Source organism: Flintibacter muris, from assembly GCF_943192995.1.
Classification (GTDB): Bacteria; Bacillota; Clostridia; order Oscillospirales; family Oscillospiraceae; genus Lawsonibacter; species Lawsonibacter muris.
This window is the reverse complement of the sequence record NZ_CALPCP010000001.1, coordinates 279,151-295,578: the sequence shown is the minus strand read 5'-3', so window position 1 is coordinate 295,578 and position 16,428 is coordinate 279,151. Positions and strand designations below refer to the sequence as shown.

Genomic DNA, 16,428 nt, shown 5'->3' with positions numbered 1-16,428 from the left:
ATTTTAAAAGGGGTGTGTTATAATGATATTCGACAAAATTCGGGCCGGGCGTCCCATAAAAAGGAGAGAGTTGTATGAAAAAACACTTGTTGGCGGCGATTTTGGCGCTATGCGTGGGGTTGACAGTCCTGCCTGTACAGGCCTTGGCGGAAGATGGGGATACCTCCTTTTCCCTGCCTGAGGTGACAGAACTGACAGTCACCTATCAAGCGAAAGGGACAGAGCAAACGGTGTCCCTTCTCCAAAGCCAACCGCAGATTGCGCTGACGCCGGACAGCAGACCCGTTTTTACAGTGAGTTTCGATTCCTCTCAACGGCTGGGGCAGGTTTTCATCACCAGCACCAGGGAAGGGGAGGTGAAATATCTGGAGGCCCTCCCCGCCGGCGTGAATACCTATGTGACCAGCGGCTGTTTTGACAGGGAGGACACCGCATATCTGCCCGGCACCATTGGCGTTATGTACACCAAAAAAGTTATCGATATAACACGGAATCCTGTAATAGCCCCCGATATTGACATGTCCGCCATCAAAAGCGAGTTGGAGGAGCAGGGGATATGGATGGAGGGAGACATTACAACAGAGGAGGACGGAACCATTGTTGGGCAGATTATATTTGGAGCCAGCCTTGGAGTACTGGACGAGACGCCTGTAAACGCGTCGATCAGCAAATTATATGTTACAGACGAGCCGGACGAATATGATATGCGTGAGTGGTTTGGTCAGTACTATGACTGTATTTTTAACTATATGGGGGACTGTTCCACCTATCAGCTGACCGGGGCGGACGGCAGGGGCTATGTGCTCTATTGGACCGAAGGGGAGTGGGAGGGTATACCGGGCGCTATGATACTCCTCTATGATCTGGAGGAAAACAGCTATACAAGGCTGATTTTAACCAATGAAATGGCCTCTATCGGGGGGATTGGAGAGGTACTGACGCTGGTAGATTTTTCCGGTACTGCTCTGCTTGAATACAGCGGTATTTTTTCAGAGGTGGATCAGCTGCTGCAGCAGGTGCGCACCAGCGATGAGCTGGATGCGGAGCAGAAAACAGAAGCCATGGCCAAAATCAGTCTGCTGGGCTATGATAAGAAAATGTTTGTACTTGCCGCCTCGTGTCTGCCCCTGTTCACCGGCTGGGAGGGGCCGGAGGAGGACCCGGCGCTTCTGTTTTCAGCGGTTTTAAATGGCTTTACGTCTGTGTCGGACTATGTGTGGGAGCACCGCCTCAGCATGGTCCAGGGCTGCTCTCCCATTGAAGGGGCGTTTGTGGCGGACGACTCCTCCAACGAGGAGCCCGAAATATGTGAACATACTTACAGGTCCTCAGTGACCGCCCCCACCTGTACAGAGCAGGGCTACACCACCTATACCTGCATCCGGTGCGGCGAGACCTATATCGCAGGCTATACCGGCGCGCTGGACCACAGCTGGGATGAGTGGGTCACCACAAAATACCCGTCGGCGGCTGAAAACGGTCAGCAGGAACGGACCTGTTCCGCGTGCGGGCTTACACAGACCAGCGCAATACCCGCAACCGGCCCTGACATCCCCTCCAGCGGGAGCGGGAGCGGCGGTCACTCCAATTCCTCCGGCAGCTCAGCTCCCTCTGAGACCGTGACTACCACAAAGGACAGCGGAGGCACATCCGCCGTGACAACCTTAACGCCGTCCGCCGTCATATCCGGAAATACCGCGGCGGTGACAGTGTCATTTGCCGGCGCCGGCAAGGCACTGAACCAGGTCCAGTCCGGCAAAAGCGGCCAGGTGGTCATTGCCCCGGAGGTCCCGGATTGGGTGCACAGGGTGAAGGTGTCTATCCCGGGCTCCTTCCTGTCGCAAATAGGCAGCTTGACTCAGGCGGACTTGGTTGTCCGCACACCGGCGGCTCAGGTTACCGTCCCAAATGCCGGCCTGATGGGTTTAAGCGGCGGTACGGTTACCCTCACAACAGACCTGGATCAAGATAGGGTGGAATGTTCCATCTCCACAGGGACCCAGGTTGTGGACCGCATTCCCGGCGGAATCACTCTGGTTGTGCCAATGGACAACCCCGCTCCCGGCGCCGCGGCCGTGCTGCTCCGCAGCGACGGCACACGGCAGGTCATTCGTAAATCTGTGGTCCACAGCGGAAATATGACCATCCCGCTGAGTGGCTCCGCCACGCTGGAGATAGTGGACAACACAAAGCGCTTCTTCGATGTGCCTGGAGACAACTGGGCCTTTAATGCGGTGGCCTATGCCAGCAGTCACGAGCTGTTCAACGGCACCGGGGACGGCACCTTTGCACCGGATGCCTCCATGACTCGAGGGATGCTGGCTGTGGTGCTGCACAACCTGGAAAACACCCCGCCTGCCTCCTATGGCAATATCTTTTTGGATGTCAGCGCCTCCGGCTGGAATGACCAGGCTATCGCCTGGGCCTTTTCGGAGGGGATTGTATCCGGTTATGGAGACGGCCTGTTTGGACCTGACGACAACATTACCCGTGAACAGCTGGCGGTTATGCTGTGGCGGTATGCCGGCAGTCCCATGCCCGTTGAAAAAGAAATGCTGTTTTCAGATATCGACAAGGCTGGCAACTACTCCTTGGACGCACTGCGGTGGGCCGTGGAAAATGGAATCATCAGCGGCTATACAGATAACAGACTGGGCCCCAACGAATTGGCCACCAGAGCCCAAACCGCTCAAATGCTGAAAAATTTTGCCGAGAGCTGGGCCCTGCGTGTTAGCGAATAGGCTATGGCGCACTATGGCAAGCTTCAAAATTGCTGACGCTGGAGCTGAACGGGCGGCCTGTGGCCGTCCGCAGAATCAAATCCGTTGTGCTTTTAACGGTTTTTGTAAGCGGGCGTTGAAGAATGAAGCTATGAACGCCCACAGGGACACAAAGCAGCGGCGGTAAGGAAATTACCGCGAAGCTGCTTGCCGAAGCCCTGCACAGTCTGTCGGACGAAAAACGGGAAACGGTACTGCTGTGTTTTTTTGATATGAGCGAAGGGGAAATTGCGACATACTGCAACATTCCAGGACAACAGTACAAACCCACCCGACAAGCTCTATAAAGCTGTTAAAACGCTATTTGAAGGAACGCGCCTATGATTACAAAAGTTAGCAGCAATGAAAACGCTGGAAGCAGCTTACGGGCAACGACAGCGCAGAATATATAATGATACTCCCTTACCGCCATAGTCCGAGCGTTCAAAGCGTCGCAGGCAATGGGCAGGGCTGCACGAGAACCATCAGGGGTGAAACTCCCGTGAGGTTATGCTGCCGGCCATCCGATTACAGCCCCTTTTCACTATTAACCTTTTACCCATTTTGAAAGGGGGATTTATAGAAATGAAAAATTGATTGACATTCAAAAGGGAGGCTTTTTCAACAATCTACGGCCCGGAGGAACACCCTCCAGGCCGTCTTTTCAGGCTTTGAATACCCAAAACTTATTCATCAGGTAGTTGTAAAAGATGGTAACGCAGGCGGTGGGCAGCTTGGCCAGCAGGTTGGTCCAGCCCTTGGGCACCAAGGGGGCCGCAAAGGGCAGGGACAGGATACGGATGCACACTGCCAGACTCACCGTGGAGATCAGCACATACCCCGCGCTGGTGGCCAGGTAGCGTGCCGCCTCCCTTCTGGTGACCCGCTCCCGCCGCTGAAAGGTCCACAGCTTGTTCCACATAAAGGAGTGGATGTTGGCCACCACATAGGCAATAGCGTTGGAGAGATAGGGCCCTGTCACCACGGCGGTCCCCAGCAGCACCAGGACAGGCCCCTCCCGGATGACCCAGCGGTCCATCACATAGAACACACAGAAGTCCACCACTGTGTTGAGCACCCCAACCAGACCGAACTTGACAAACTTTTTCAGGTCAAACAGTTCCACCAGACGAAGGATTTTTTCTTTCATTTCCCGCTCCTGACAAGTCCCTCCCCTGTCACCCGGCCCGCCAAAGAGCCATTCTCAGTAAGAAGGTCATAGTTTCCGTCCCCATCCAGCCGGGGGGTCACGGCCCGGACGGTGTTCCCCTCCCGGTCGTAAAGCCAGAGGGAGGTCAAATCCATCCCACCCAGGGTCTGGGCGTCCACAGCGGCGGGCAGGGGGGTCACATAGGGGAAATCCCCCCGTCCGCTGATGCACTGCAAGCCCCCGGTGAGAGCCCACCGGCTTTCGGTAACGCCGTGGATATGTTCATGGAAGTAAAAATTCTGCTCTTCCAGATAACAGGGCTCAACCCCCAAAATCAACGCCTCCCCCTTTTGGGGCAGGGCGGCGCCGTTGTCAGTCCCTGCCAGAATCGCGGCCATCACCGCCTGGTCGGCCTCGCAGACCGCCTTATAGTCGTGGAGCTCGCTCACCGCCGCCACACAAAACGCCAGCGCCAGCACAGCGCACAGGGCGGCAGTCACCTCACCTCGTTTTTTCAGCCGCCCCAGCAGCCATCTCACCAGAGCGTCCCCCATCAGAGCCAGTCCGCAGAAGGAGGCCACTGTCCCCCGCAGGGAGAACCAGGGGTTGGCCAAAACGAAGAAGATGGTTGCCGGAGCCAGGGCCATCAGCAGACCCGCTGTCAGGGCCAGGAGGACCTCCCGGCCCCGGGAGCGGTCAGACCGCTCCCCCCGCACCAGCAGAAACAGCCCCCCGCACAGCGCCAGCACCAGAGCCAGCCACAGCCACCGGCCATCAGCCCAAATCAGCCGGGCTCCCCGAAGAAAGCCCTTGACGGCGGTGTAGACGCCCCCTTTTAAAAAGGCGTCCCTCATCTGTCTCAAAACCGGGAGAAACACCCAGTCCCGCCAGCCCTCCTGCCAGGGGAGCACCACCTCCGCCCGCCCGGCATACAGGGCGCTGTTGGCAAAGGCGGAGGTAAAGGCGAGGTAGAGCCCTGCGTTCACAAAGGTGAGCGCGGCCCAAAGGGCGCGGCCCCGGTTATTCCACAGCTCCAGCAGGGCCACCAGAATCACCCCGGCAGCAGACAGCACCAACCCCTGCTCGTAAAAGGACATAGAGGCCAGCTGAACAAGGAAATAGGCAATTAAAAACCCTTTTTGGCCGCCCTCGCACCACTGTTGGAACAGCCTCATAGCCAGCGCCGCAAAAAACACACCGGGCACCACCCGGTTGGCGGCGGACAGCCAGTAGGTCCCCTCCAGCCCCAAAGGCACCAGGGCGTACAGCACCAGAAAGAGCCAGCCCACAGGGAAATATCTGCCCCACACCTGTCGAAAGAGGACCGCCGACCCGGCGTACAGCCCGGCAATCAGGGCACAGCCCGCAATCAGCACCGGCCACAGGCGGCTCCAGAAGAAAATATCCAGCAGTCCGGCGGCGGGCCGGGCGGCCAGCAGCCCCAGATTCTGTATAAACGCCCAGATGTCCGGATGGTAGGCCGCATAGTTGTGCAGCTGGATATAGTCGTCCAGCTGAGGGTAGTATTCCAGACCATAGCAGCAAAAGCGGATAAAAATCAGCCCAAAGAGGAGGAGAAAACCGGCCCAGGCCCTCCCCGCCTGGCTGTGCGGGCGGCGCATTATGCCCCCTCCCGGCGGACAGTCCGGCGAATGCGGAACACATCCCGGAACATCCGGAGGCTGTCTTTGATGACATTCACCTTAGAGGCCCGGAAATTGATGATGGAAACCGGGATCTGCTCCACCCGCAGCCCCAGCTTGTCCGCCCGCATGAGTACCTCAAAGTCGAAGGAAAAGCCGTCGGTGCCGCACGCCGCAAAAATGGTCCGGGCCACCTCCCGCCGGTAGCCTTTAATACCGCACTGGGTGTCGTAGGGCAGGCCGGACACCCCGCGGGCCAGCAGGCCAAAGCACCTGGAGGCCAAAACCCGCACAGGCGGGTAGTTTTTATAACCCTCACCGCCGATACGCCGGGAGCCGATGACCAAATCGGCCTTGCCGGCCTGAAAGCGCCCCAGAATCAGGTCAAAGACATCCACACCGTAGGCCAGGTCCGCATCGGTACACAGAATAATGTCCCCTTTGGCGGCCATCACGCCTGTCCGGACAGCCCGCCCCTTTCCCCGGTTGGGCGTGTAACCCTCCAGCCGGACGTGGGAATCACCGCACTCTCGCACCAGCCGGGCCGTACTGTCGGTACTGCCGTCGTCTACGATCAGCACCTCATACTCCTGTGCCAGCTCCGCCAGCTTTGTGGACACAGCCCGGATGGTTTCCAGCATGATCTCACTTTCGTTATAGGCGGGAATCACCAGCGAAACATTCATTTGTACAGCCCCTCCCGCTCCTGCTTGCATTTTCCCTTTATCATATACTCGCAGGGAAAAAAAGTCAAGATGCTCTCCAACGCGAGCAGGAAAATCAATTTTCAGAAAATCCTGCCGTATTTGTAAGGCGGGACGGCCCAGGTCCGTCGCTGGTTGGCAGCTTTTGTTAACGGCGCGCCGAGGTCGTCGCGCCCTACAGCACCAAAATTGATTTCGTGCAGCGCAAGCAGTACCCCACTGCTCATTTTTGCAGGGGCGGCCTATAGCTGCCCGCAGAACAAATGGGCCTGTTTTAATAGCCGGGCGGCCAAAGGGCCCCTACATGAAAGCTGCTATTGGGAAACGCCCCATAGTACAGACCAGACACCGGGATGATTTTTCTCTTGCCTTTCCGGAAAAAAACAGTTATACTGGTAAACAAGAGAGCGGGGCCGGATTTCCGGCCATCCCCGCCGGAGCGTCCGGCAAAAATCCCTCTTTTGCGCTCCCGCCCTTTGGGGCAGGAAGGGAAAGAAAATTTTTATAGGAGGAACACAAGTATGAAAGTAGCAATTTTCGGCGCCGGCACCATGGGCAGCGGCATTGCCCAGGTCTTCGCGGCCAAGGGCCACACCGCCCTGATGTACGCCAGCAGCGTGGCTTCTGCCCAGCGGCACAAGGACAATCTGGACAAATCCCTCCAAAAGCGGGTGGACAAGGGCAAGATGGACCAGGCCGCCAAGGACGCCCTGATGGCCAATGTGCTGGTGGAAGAGAAGTCCGCCGCTGCCGACGCCGACCTGATTATCGAGTGCGTTAAGGAAGACATGGCCACCAAGAAGGAACTGCTCAACGAACTGGACGCCATGTGCAAGGAGGGCACCATCTTCGCTTCCAACACCTCCTCCCTGTCCATCACTGAGATGGCCCTGGGCCTGAAGCACCCCGTTATCGGCATGCACTTTTTCAACCCCGTGCCCAACATGAAGCTGGTTGAGATCATTCGGGGCGCCAACACCGATCAGGAGACCTTTGACTTTGTGTGGAACCTGTCCAAGGAGATCGGCAAGGAGCCTGTGGAGGTAGCCGAGGCCCCCGGCTTTGTGGTCAACAAGATTCTGATCCCCATGATTAACGAGGCCGCCGACCTGCTGTATACCGGCGTGGCCTCCGCCGAGGGCATTGACACCGCTATGAAGCTGGGCGCCAACCACCCCATGGGCCCCCTGGCTCTGGGCGATCTGGTGGGTCTGGATGTCTGTCTGGCCATTATGGATACCCTGTACAACGAGACCGGTGACTCCAAGTACCGTGCCTCTCTGCTGCTGCGGAAGATGGTCCGGGGCGGCCTGCTGGGCCGCAAGAGCGGCAAGGGCTTCTACGACTACAGCAAGTAAACAGACTTTTAAAATTCCCGCCCCGAATGGGGCGGGAATTTTAACGGAAATCTTGAGATTGTCAAAAAAGTCTCCCTCATTGAGGGAGGCTTTTTCTACAGTCTGAGACGGTCTTCGGTCGCCCTGGCGATTAGTCAACCGTTTGAAATCCCGCTTTTACCGCAGCAGCTGGCCGATATCCTCCGTCCCCCGCCGGTTGTGGGTGCGCATGGCCTGGACGGGCTGATCCAGCAGAGAGCGCCGCATGTCCTCCAGAAGGGTGCTGGCTGAGTCGGTATCCCGCAGCAGCCGCTTTTTTTCGTCCAGATACCGGCACACGTTTGGCAGCGCGCCATAGCTCTGTTCCAGCTGGCCATACAGTGCGCCGTAAGCCTCCTGAACCCGGGATACCCAGCGCCGGTCGGCCTCCACGGCGGCCTGAGCGGCCTGGGCGTATTGCCGGGTGAGCACACTCAGCCGGTCCAGCCGCAGGGTCCGGGCGGACAGGCGGAACTGAGGCAGGGTCATGGAGTCCTCCCCCACCTGGAGGGAGATGCCCATATTTTCGCCGCCGCCCTTGCCGCCGGTGGAGGCCACCATACCGCCGATAATGGTGACTGAGCCCATAAAGCCCCGGGCTCCTCCGCCCACGCCGGCGCCGCCCCGGATGAGGATGTGGCCGGTTTGGCCCCCCTTTCCCGCGTTGTCCCAGCCGATTCCGGCGCTGCCAGCTCCGCCGGTGGCGGTGAGGATGCCATCGGCTTCCCCGCCGTCCTGGGGCCTCACGCAGTCGATACACAGGGTAGTGCCGTCCCCAAGGGAGATGCCGGCGCACCCCGTTCCGCTTTCAAACAAGTTGCTGGTGCCGCTCTGGAGGAGGAGAATCACGTCGTTCCCCCGGCCCAGGTCAAAGGCCCGGCCCTCCTCCACCCGGCACACCACCCCCTCCAGGGCCAGCTCCATGGTGCCAATCCCGTCGGACAGAGCGATTCTTCCGCTGAACGGCTCCTGATTGATATCCGTCCCAGCCCCGCCAGAGACGGCGGTGACCTGATTGGACAGGATGCGCAGGGTGTGGGACTCCTCCTCATACACCCAGTCCTGCCCTGGCTGACCGCCGGTAATTTCAAAGGGATTGGGGTACATGGAGACCTCCTGGAAGGAGCGCGACTGCTGGTTCCAGCGCAGGTAGGCGTACCGGGTCTGGGGACGTCCGGAGGCGTCCTTCCCCTGGATAATCAGGCCGTGAACCGGATATCCGTGCTCCCCCTTTGACAGCCAAAGCCGGACAGGGTCGCCGTTCATCAGGGCTGTTTTCGTCTGGCGGCCGTCCACCTCCATTGAGGCAATGGAGCTCCAGCCGGGGAGGAGCGCCTTCCAGATCAGGTCAAAGGGCTCTAAGGTACGGCCGCTGGCGTCGCTCACGCTGGCCGCCTGTACCGCCAGAGAGGCGGCCCCCTCCAGTACAATCGGGACGGTCAGGGGCTGGGAGGTATCGTCTTTTTCCTGGGCCACCGTCACCGCGCCGCCGGTAAGGCGCAGGGTGTTGGTGCTGCCACCCCGGAGGGCTCCGATAGTCAGAGGGGCGCTTCCATCCACTGTAAGGGAGGCCCCCTCCCGCAGCTCCACCTGCCCCAGGGTGTTGTGGTCCCCTGCGCTGACCAGCCGGGCTGCGTCGGTATCAACGGTGAGGGAAGGGGCGTTTACATGCTGCAGCGTCACCTTTCCGGAGCCGGTAATCAGGATAGATTGCTCCTCCTGCCCCATCCCCTGGATGGTCACATCCGCCGTTCCGCTCACCGTCAGTTGGCCGGTGGAGGGGTTGAAGCTCACCCCGCTCAGGTCCTGACCGGTCACCTGGGTCTGGCCGAATTGCAGGGTGGCGCCGGGCTGGGCGGCGGTCTCCTGGACCGAGCCCTCCGTACCTGCTGCTCCCGACTCTGGCGCCAGCTCCAGAGCAAGGGCCTCCTGCTCCCCCTGAGAGACGGTGAGCAGTCCCATCAGCAGCTCCAGGTTTATCCCCTCCAGCCCCGCCAGGAGGGACATCAGAGGGGAGCCGGCCAGAGCCGTAAAGTCGCCGCCGGTGAGCAGCAGTTCAGTCAGAAACTGTTTCAGCTCCGGGGAGATGTTATCCACAGAATTGAGATAGTCCTCCAGACTGGTAAACTCGCCGTTGGTCATCTCCTTGATGGCCTGGTCGGGGGTAAGTCCCCCTTCCACCTTCTCCAGCAGCTGTTTTACCCAGTCCGGGACGTCCTGGATTTCTTCCGGCAGGGGAGACAGCTCCCCCATCACGGTGTACAGCAGCGCCTTGGCCCCGTCCTCCAGGTCCAGGTCCTCGTCCAGGAACAGGGGCACGCCGTTGACGGCGGTGCCGGTGAGCATGCGCTCGATGTCCTCCCGCAGCTGTTCCAGCTCCGCCTGGAGGGCGGCGCGGTCGGGGGGATCGCCCTCCGCCGACTCCCGGACCAGCTGGGCGATACGTCCCAGGCGTTCTTGTACCTCATCCAGCACGGCCTCCCCTTTTTGGAGGATACCCCGGCTCTCCCGGGTGCGGTTCTCCGCCTGGCTGACTCTGCTCATCAGTTCACGCAGGGTCTCGGAGACAGACAGGCCCGTCCCTCCGGAGGTCTTTGTGCTCCCGGTGCTGGCAGCCGCCTTCTCCCCCTTACCCACGCTTTGATACTGGGGGACGGTAAAGCCCCGGTTTCTGCGGATCATCAGCTCACCCATTCCCGCCGCCTCCTTTCTGTTCCTCAGAGAACAAATTCCGAATCTTCCGCGCCGTCCCGCCAGGGACGGCGCAATGGGTTATTTGGACGCAAATCCTGTGAAGGAGCCGCCCTTGAGCTTAAAGCGGGACACAAGGCTCCTCATCAGCTGTGACTGGCTGGACAGCTCTTCACTGGCCGCCGCGCTCTCCTCAGCGGTAGCGGAGTTTGTCTGGACAACGCTGGAAATCTGGTCGATTCCCGTTCTGATCTGGGAGATGGCGCTGGCCTGATTGCTGCTGGCCTCTGAGATCTGGTTGATAATACCCGTCATTTCATTTACGTCGTTGACGGCCTGTATCAAAGACTGGGCGGTGCTGTCGGCAATCTGGGTTCCGTTTTCAATGGCTTTCAGGGAATTTTCAATGAGAGCGGAGATATTTTCAGAGGCTTCGGTGCTCTTGTTGGCCAAGTTGCGGACCTCGTCGGCCACCACGGCAAAGCCCTTGCCTGCCGCACCCGCCCGGGCGGCCTCCACGGCGGCATTGAGGGCGAGAATGTTGGTCTGGAAGGCGATATCCTCAATGATCTTCATAATCTTGCCGATCTCGCTGGAGCAGCTGCTGATATCGCCCATAGCCTGGATCATATGCTCCATTTTTTCCTTGCTCACGTGCATCTGTTCGCTGACGCTGCCTGCGGAGGAGCTGGCCTGGCGGGCACTGTCCGCGTTTTGATTCACCTGTCTGGAAATTTCGTCAATGGTGGCGGCAAGCTCCTCTACAGAGCTAGCCTGCTGGGTTGCGCCCTGGGCCAGGGCCTGGGCGCCGTTGGACACCTGATCCGCGCCGCTGGCCACCTGGGCAGAGCTCTGGTTGATCTGCTCCATGGTGTCGTTCAGTCTTTCCGCAATGCCCCGGAAGGAGACCAGCAGAGGATAGAAGCCCCCTGTGTACTCCCCGGCGCAGGTGGAATCCACCGTAAAGTCTCCCTCGGCCATTCTGGCCAGGAATTTATTCTCGTCGTCAATAATCACCTGAAGCTTGCGGATCAGCCGGCCCACCTGGACGGCGAGTACGCCCAGCTCATCTTTGGAGGTGTAGGAGATCTCAACGTCCAGATCACCCTCCGCCATTCTGATGGCGGCCTGCTCCATTTCGGAGATGGGAGTTTTGATCAGGCGTATAATGACAAAGGAGAAAAAGACGCCCACAAGGATAATGGCAATAACAATGGCCGCCATCAGGATGACGGCAGTTTGGTAGAGAGAGGCGCTCTCCTCTGCCGCGCTGTCGCTGCCCTGGGTGTTGTAGGTAATGATATCATTGAAGGCGCCGCTTAAGGAGTTGTAGAGATCGACGCATTCGCCCTCCAGAATGGCGCGGGCCTCATTCACGCGGCCCTGCCGGGCCAGCGACATTATCTCCTCGTCCGCCTGGCTGTACTGCGTCCAAAAATTCATGGCGGTGAGATAGAAATTGCTCTCCTCTTCATCAATCATCGCCCCATACGCAGCCAAAAGGCTGTCCATCTCGGCCTTCTCACTCTGGAGGTAGCCCAGGCTGGACTCCTCCACCTCGTCAGAGATGGCGGTGAGATAGCCCAGTTCGTTCAGGCGGATATTGGACAGGGTGGTGCTCAGGTCCCGGGCCACGTCAACGCTGGGCAGCCAGCTTGACGCAATGTCGTTGGTCATGTCGTTCAGCCGTCCCATCAGCAGGAATGACATACCGCTGATAATCAGCATTCCAAGCAGGGCCACGCCAATGAGGATGTAAAGTTTGAGTCTGATTTTCAAGTTGCGTATACAGTGAATCATGATTTCAATCTCCTTCTGTATTTCGCTGTCAGAAGCTGCCGGCTGCGAACACGGAACTGACAGCAGTTCAAAAAAGATATCGGCAGATTTTTTCCATTTGATAAGAGAAAAGCGGAGCGTTCTGCCTGAACGCTCCGCCGGAAATTTTCTGGGCGAAGAAGCTGGCAGCGCAGTCCGCGTTCAGCGGAAGTAGACCAGCGGGTCCTGGGGGGCGGGGGCCTTTTCCACGCTCCGGGCGTAGAGCACCACGCCCTCGTCCTCGTAGACGTCGGCGTGCTCCCACCTGATTTCGGCGGTGACGGTGATCCACTCCCCCTTGCGCAGGGAACGGGCCCTGTCGTATTTGCACAAAAAGCCGAAAAAGCGGATGTCCTCCACGCAGCAGGTCATGGCGTTGCGGCCGGGGACGAAGGAGCCGCGGGGCAGCTTCATACCCGTCATGGCCTGGGCCTTGTAGGTGATGGTCTTGCCCACATAGCGCTCCGGGTGCTCCTGAATGTCCAGATACCAGATGCCGTAGTCGGCGTCCTCCAGAACCAGGTGCTGGTCCTCCAGGGAGTAGGGGAGGATGTCCTCCACCTCAATCTCCTCCCCCCTGCTGTCCTCAAAGACAATCTCGCACATCCGGTTTACCGCCCGGACCGACCGCTTCCACCCCGCCAGGGGCATGTCAGGGGTGCAGCGGTTGAACAGCACCATGTCCGCCTCACTTACCATGTCGATAAACATAGACTGCATGTTGTTCAGATACATCTCAAAGGTGGAGCCGTCCACCACATGGATGGCCTGGTACAGTCCCCAGGTTTTGGGCAGCCGGCATTTGCGCAGTACGTCCACCGGCCACATGCCGTTGAACTCCAACAGCACCCGCTCAGGCTGGTAGCGGCGGTCCACCTCCTGGAGAAACTCGGTGTTCAGCCCCTCCTGCTCCTCAATGGGGACCAGGCGGCAGTTGCGCTGAGACAGAAACTGCTGGTCATACTCCTCTTCACCGTCCTCGCACAGCAGCAGCACGGTGCGCTGGCCGTCGTTGAAGTAGTCCATGTTCAGCGTGTCGCTGAGCAAAGTGGTTTTGCCGGCATCCAGAAAGCCGGTGATTAAATATAAGGGTATCCGTGAATCGGGCATATTGTGTCACCTCATCAGGGTTGTTGATTCATAAACAGCCTCCCCCTTGTGGCGGAGGGGGAACTGCGGAGAAGAAAAAGCAGAGCAAGCTTTGAACTACTCAGTCAGCCTTCGGCTGACAGCTCCCCCACAAGTGGGAGCTGTTTTATGCCAGCAAAAACAGCTTTTCCAGCGCCTCCTCCTTCAGTTCAGAGCCGATCACGCACAGCCGGCCGGTGTAGTCGGCGGAGCCTTCGCGAATCTCGAACTCCTCGGGGGTGAGGTCGAAGTGGAGCCAGGTCTGGCCGTCCTCGCAGGGGACCATCCCTTTAGCCCGGAGGACATAGCCGTAGTCCTCGGTCATGGCCAGGGCGGACAGAGCCTCCTGAAGCTCCTCACGGCTGTATTTCCGGGGCGTCTCCCGGCCCCAGGAAGTGAAGACCTCGTCGGCGTCGTGATCGTGGTGGTGGTCGTGGCCGCAGCAGGCGTCACAGCGGCAGTCCTCGCCGTGGTCGTGGTGATGCTCGTGGTCATGCTCATGATGGTACTCGTGGTCGTGATGGTGCTCATGAGTGTGGTCATGGTCATGGTGGTGGTGTTCGTGGTCGTGATGATGTTCATGAGCGTGGTCGTGGTTATGATGATGGTGCTCATGCTCAATTTCCTCCATCAGCTCGTGGGCCAGATCGTGGCCCCCCTCCATGGCGGCCAGAATCTGAGCGCCGGTGAGCTGATCCCAGGGGGTGGTGAGAATGGCGGCCTTGGGGTTCTTCTCCCGCAGCAGGGCCACGGCGGCATCCAGCTTCTGCTGGTCGATCTTCTGGGTGCGGGACAGCAGGATGGCGCAGGCGTGCTCCACCTGGTCGTTGAAGAACTCCCCGAAATTTTTCATATACACCTTGGCCTTGCCCGCGTCCACCACGGTGACAAAGCTGTTCAGATGCAGGTCGGGGCTGTCCGCCTGAACCCGCTCCACAGCGGCCACCACGTCAGACAGCTTGCCCACCCCGGAGGGCTCAATGACAATGCGGGCGGGGGAGTAGTCGGCCAGCACCTGTTTGAGGGCCGCGCCGAAGTCTCCCACCAGAGAGCAGCAGATGCAGCCGGAGTTCATCTCAGTGATCTCCACCCCGGCGTCCTTCAAAAAGCCGCCGTCAATGCCAATTTCGCCGAACTCGTTCTCAATGAGGACAATCTTTTCACCCTTGAAGCACTCGTCCAGCAGCTTCTTGATGAGGGTGGTTTTGCCCGCCCCCAAAAATCCGGAAATAATGTCAATTTTGGTCAATTTTGTTAGGTCCTTTCCTCAATTAATTCCAAATCAGATGCAGGTTTTCCATCAGCCGGCAGAGCATGGCCGCCCCCTGTTCCCGGGTGAGGTTGGCGGAGGGAGTGAGGCCATCGGGAAGGGCCCCCAGAACATCCAGATTGCGGGCGGGAACACGGGCCCAGTCGGCGTAGGGCCAGAATTGGGGCAGCTCCTCAAGGAGGAGGGGTTCACGGTCCAGGTCCCAGCCGTCCATGCTGGTCCATGCGGCCACCTTGGACAGCACCGTCACCCCCTCCTGAACGGTAATGGTGTCGTCAGGGGCAAAGGTGCCGTCCCCCCGGCCGGACAGGAAGCCCAGGCCTGTCATAGCGGTGATGCCGGCGGCGTAGGGGTGGCCGGCGGAGACGTCGGAGAAAGGCGGGGCCTTGTCGGGCAGGGGCAGGTCCAGGGCGTTGGACACCATAGCGGCAAACTGGCCCCGGGTGATGTCGGTGCCGGGCTGGAAGGAGCCGGTCTCGTAGTTCAGGATCAGGTAGGCGCACAGAGTGTCGATTTCCCGGGCGTAGGGGCTGTCCGCCGTGTCGGAGAAGGCCCGGGGGGTGAAGGACAGCCCCTTCTTCTGCGCCAGATCGGCGGGGGTGATCCGGGTCCAGGTCTGGGTCATGCTGCCCTCGTACAGGGCGGCGGAGGGGGGCAGGGCCTCCAGCAGCTCAGTAAAGGGGGCGCGGTTGTCCTGCTCCACCGCCTCCCCGGCGTCGATATAAAAGGTCTGGTCCGCAATCTCCAGCTTCAGCCAGCCGCTGGCCCGGTTGGGCTGAGGGCTGGTGAGGAGCATGGCGGCGGCGGCAGTGTTGTCCGGGGAGATCATCAGGGTGGGCAGTACCCCCAGAATGTGGTTGGTGGCCCCGTCAGGGGAGAAAAAACGGTAGGCGGTGATCTTCATGGCCTCGCCCGGCTCCATCACGGAGCTGTTGGTCTCGTCAATGACGATCTGGGCGGTGCCCTTGCCCAGAGTACGCTGGCCCAGGGCGATACCGCAGCGGTAGGTACGGATGTCCCCGGCAAAGAGCTCGGAGCCGCTGGCGGAGTGCTCACTGGTGAGCACAATCACCGGCTTTTGGGTGACGCCGGGGATGCCGGGGCGGTAGTAATACTGCCCGGAGCCGTCCCGGAAGTAGAGCATAATCCGCCCACTGGTGAACAGGCTGGCGGCCAGTGCGGTGGCGCCGCTGTCGCCGCCTGGGTTGGACCGCAGGTCCACCACCCACACAGAGATATCCTCCTCCATGTCCCGGATGGCGTCCAGAAAGGACTGGGGCGTGGTGGACCCAAAGCTGGTGCAGTCGATCACCCCGGCGGAGCCCACCTGGTCATAGGTGACGATAGGGATGGACACCGCCCGGCGGACCAGGGAAAATTCCAGAATCTGGCCGTTCCGGCTGAGGGTGAGGGTGAGAGGGGTGCCCTCCTCACCCACAATGGGCACCCGGGGGTCCACCTCGGGGGACATGGGTACGCCGTCGGCGGCGGTGAGGATATCGCCGGGCTGAATGCCCGCCTCCAGGGCGGGGGAGTCGGGCAGGACAGACATGATCCGGTAGCCGCCGTTGTCATAGGCGGTCTCCACCGTGGCTCCAATGCCCACCACCGTCCGTCCATTCACCGACTGGTTGAAGGCCTGGTACTGTTCCGGAGTCATATAAAAGGTATAGGGGTCTCCCAAAGCCTCCAGGATGGCATCCAGGGAGTCCAGCTCCAGCACCTCCGGGGGGACGCCGTCTACATAGTGGACGGCCAGCAACTGCTTGGCGTCCTCCAGCGTCAGCGCTGAGGCGGGAGCCACCGTCAGGGACAGGGCCATACACAGGGCAAGGATCGAGGATATCAGCTTTTTCATGGTGTTCTCCTTTGGTTCAAACAAGTGGTAG

10 protein-coding genes are annotated in these 16,428 nt (G+C 59.7%); 2 read left to right on the top strand and 8 right to left on the bottom strand.

The features are described 5' to 3' along the window. The first annotated feature begins 74 nt into the window (after nt 1-74). Nucleotides 75-2,741 (top strand): S-layer homology domain-containing protein, encoded by a 2,667-nt coding sequence (locus NFS22_RS01615; protein WP_251316019.1) that lies wholly within the window; start codon nt 75-77, stop codon nt 2,739-2,741. Between the two features lie 682 nt (nt 2,742-3,423). Here NFS22_RS01615 and NFS22_RS01605 read toward each other — a convergent pair. From NFS22_RS01605 to NFS22_RS01595, 3 genes are read right to left on the bottom strand one after another with little or no spacing between them, the layout of a single operon-like run. Next, complete coding sequence (locus NFS22_RS01605) at nt 3,424-3,909, bottom strand: GtrA family protein (RefSeq protein ID WP_251316017.1); 486 nt, start codon at nt 3,907-3,909, stop codon at nt 3,424-3,426. Then, nucleotides 3,906-5,531: a hypothetical protein gene (locus NFS22_RS01600; protein WP_251316016.1), complete on the bottom strand. Its 1,626-nt coding sequence runs from the start codon at nt 5,529-5,531 to the stop codon at nt 3,906-3,908. Before NFS22_RS01600 ends, NFS22_RS01605 begins: the two co-directional genes overlap by 4 nt. Then, nucleotides 5,531-6,238, bottom strand: a complete 708-nt coding sequence (locus NFS22_RS01595; RefSeq protein ID WP_251316015.1) for a glycosyltransferase — start codon at nt 6,236-6,238, stop codon at nt 5,531-5,533. The genes NFS22_RS01600 and NFS22_RS01595 overlap by 1 nt, the downstream gene beginning before the upstream one ends. Nucleotides 6,239-6,777: 539 nt before the next feature. Between NFS22_RS01595 and NFS22_RS01590 the strand changes: the two genes are divergently transcribed. Continuing rightward, complete coding sequence (locus tag NFS22_RS01590; RefSeq protein ID WP_251316014.1) at nt 6,778-7,614, top strand: 3-hydroxyacyl-CoA dehydrogenase NAD-binding domain-containing protein; 837 nt, start codon at nt 6,778-6,780, stop codon at nt 7,612-7,614. A gap of 156 nt (nt 7,615-7,770) precedes the next feature. Here the strand turns inward: NFS22_RS01590 and NFS22_RS01585 are convergent, their stop codons facing one another. The 5 genes from NFS22_RS01585 to NFS22_RS01565 form a co-directional block, all read right to left on the bottom strand. Further along, nucleotides 7,771-10,326 carry a flagellin N-terminal helical domain-containing protein gene (locus tag NFS22_RS01585; RefSeq protein ID WP_251316013.1) on the bottom strand — a complete coding sequence of 852 codons (2,556 nt, stop codon included), beginning with the start codon at nt 10,324-10,326 and terminating at the stop codon, nt 7,771-7,773. Between the two features lie 78 nt (nt 10,327-10,404). Next, on the bottom strand, nt 10,405-12,123 hold the full coding sequence (locus NFS22_RS01580) for a methyl-accepting chemotaxis protein (protein WP_251316012.1): 1,719 nt from the start codon (nt 12,121-12,123) through the stop codon (nt 10,405-10,407). A gap of 180 nt (nt 12,124-12,303) precedes the next feature. Beyond that, on the bottom strand, nt 12,304-13,251 hold the full coding sequence (locus NFS22_RS01575; protein ID WP_251316011.1) for a TIGR03943 family putative permease subunit: 948 nt from the start codon (nt 13,249-13,251) through the stop codon (nt 12,304-12,306). A 145-nt stretch (nt 13,252-13,396) separates the two neighbouring features. Further along, complete coding sequence (locus tag NFS22_RS01570) at nt 13,397-14,518, bottom strand: CobW family GTP-binding protein (RefSeq protein ID WP_251316010.1); 1,122 nt, start codon at nt 14,516-14,518, stop codon at nt 13,397-13,399. A 22-nt stretch (nt 14,519-14,540) separates the two neighbouring features. Continuing rightward, the gene (locus tag NFS22_RS01565) at nt 14,541-16,397 is read right to left on the bottom strand and encodes a S41 family peptidase (protein WP_251316009.1); all 1,857 of its coding nucleotides are present in this window, start codon (nt 16,395-16,397) and stop codon (nt 14,541-14,543) included. Between the last annotated feature and the right edge of the window lie 31 nt (nt 16,398-16,428).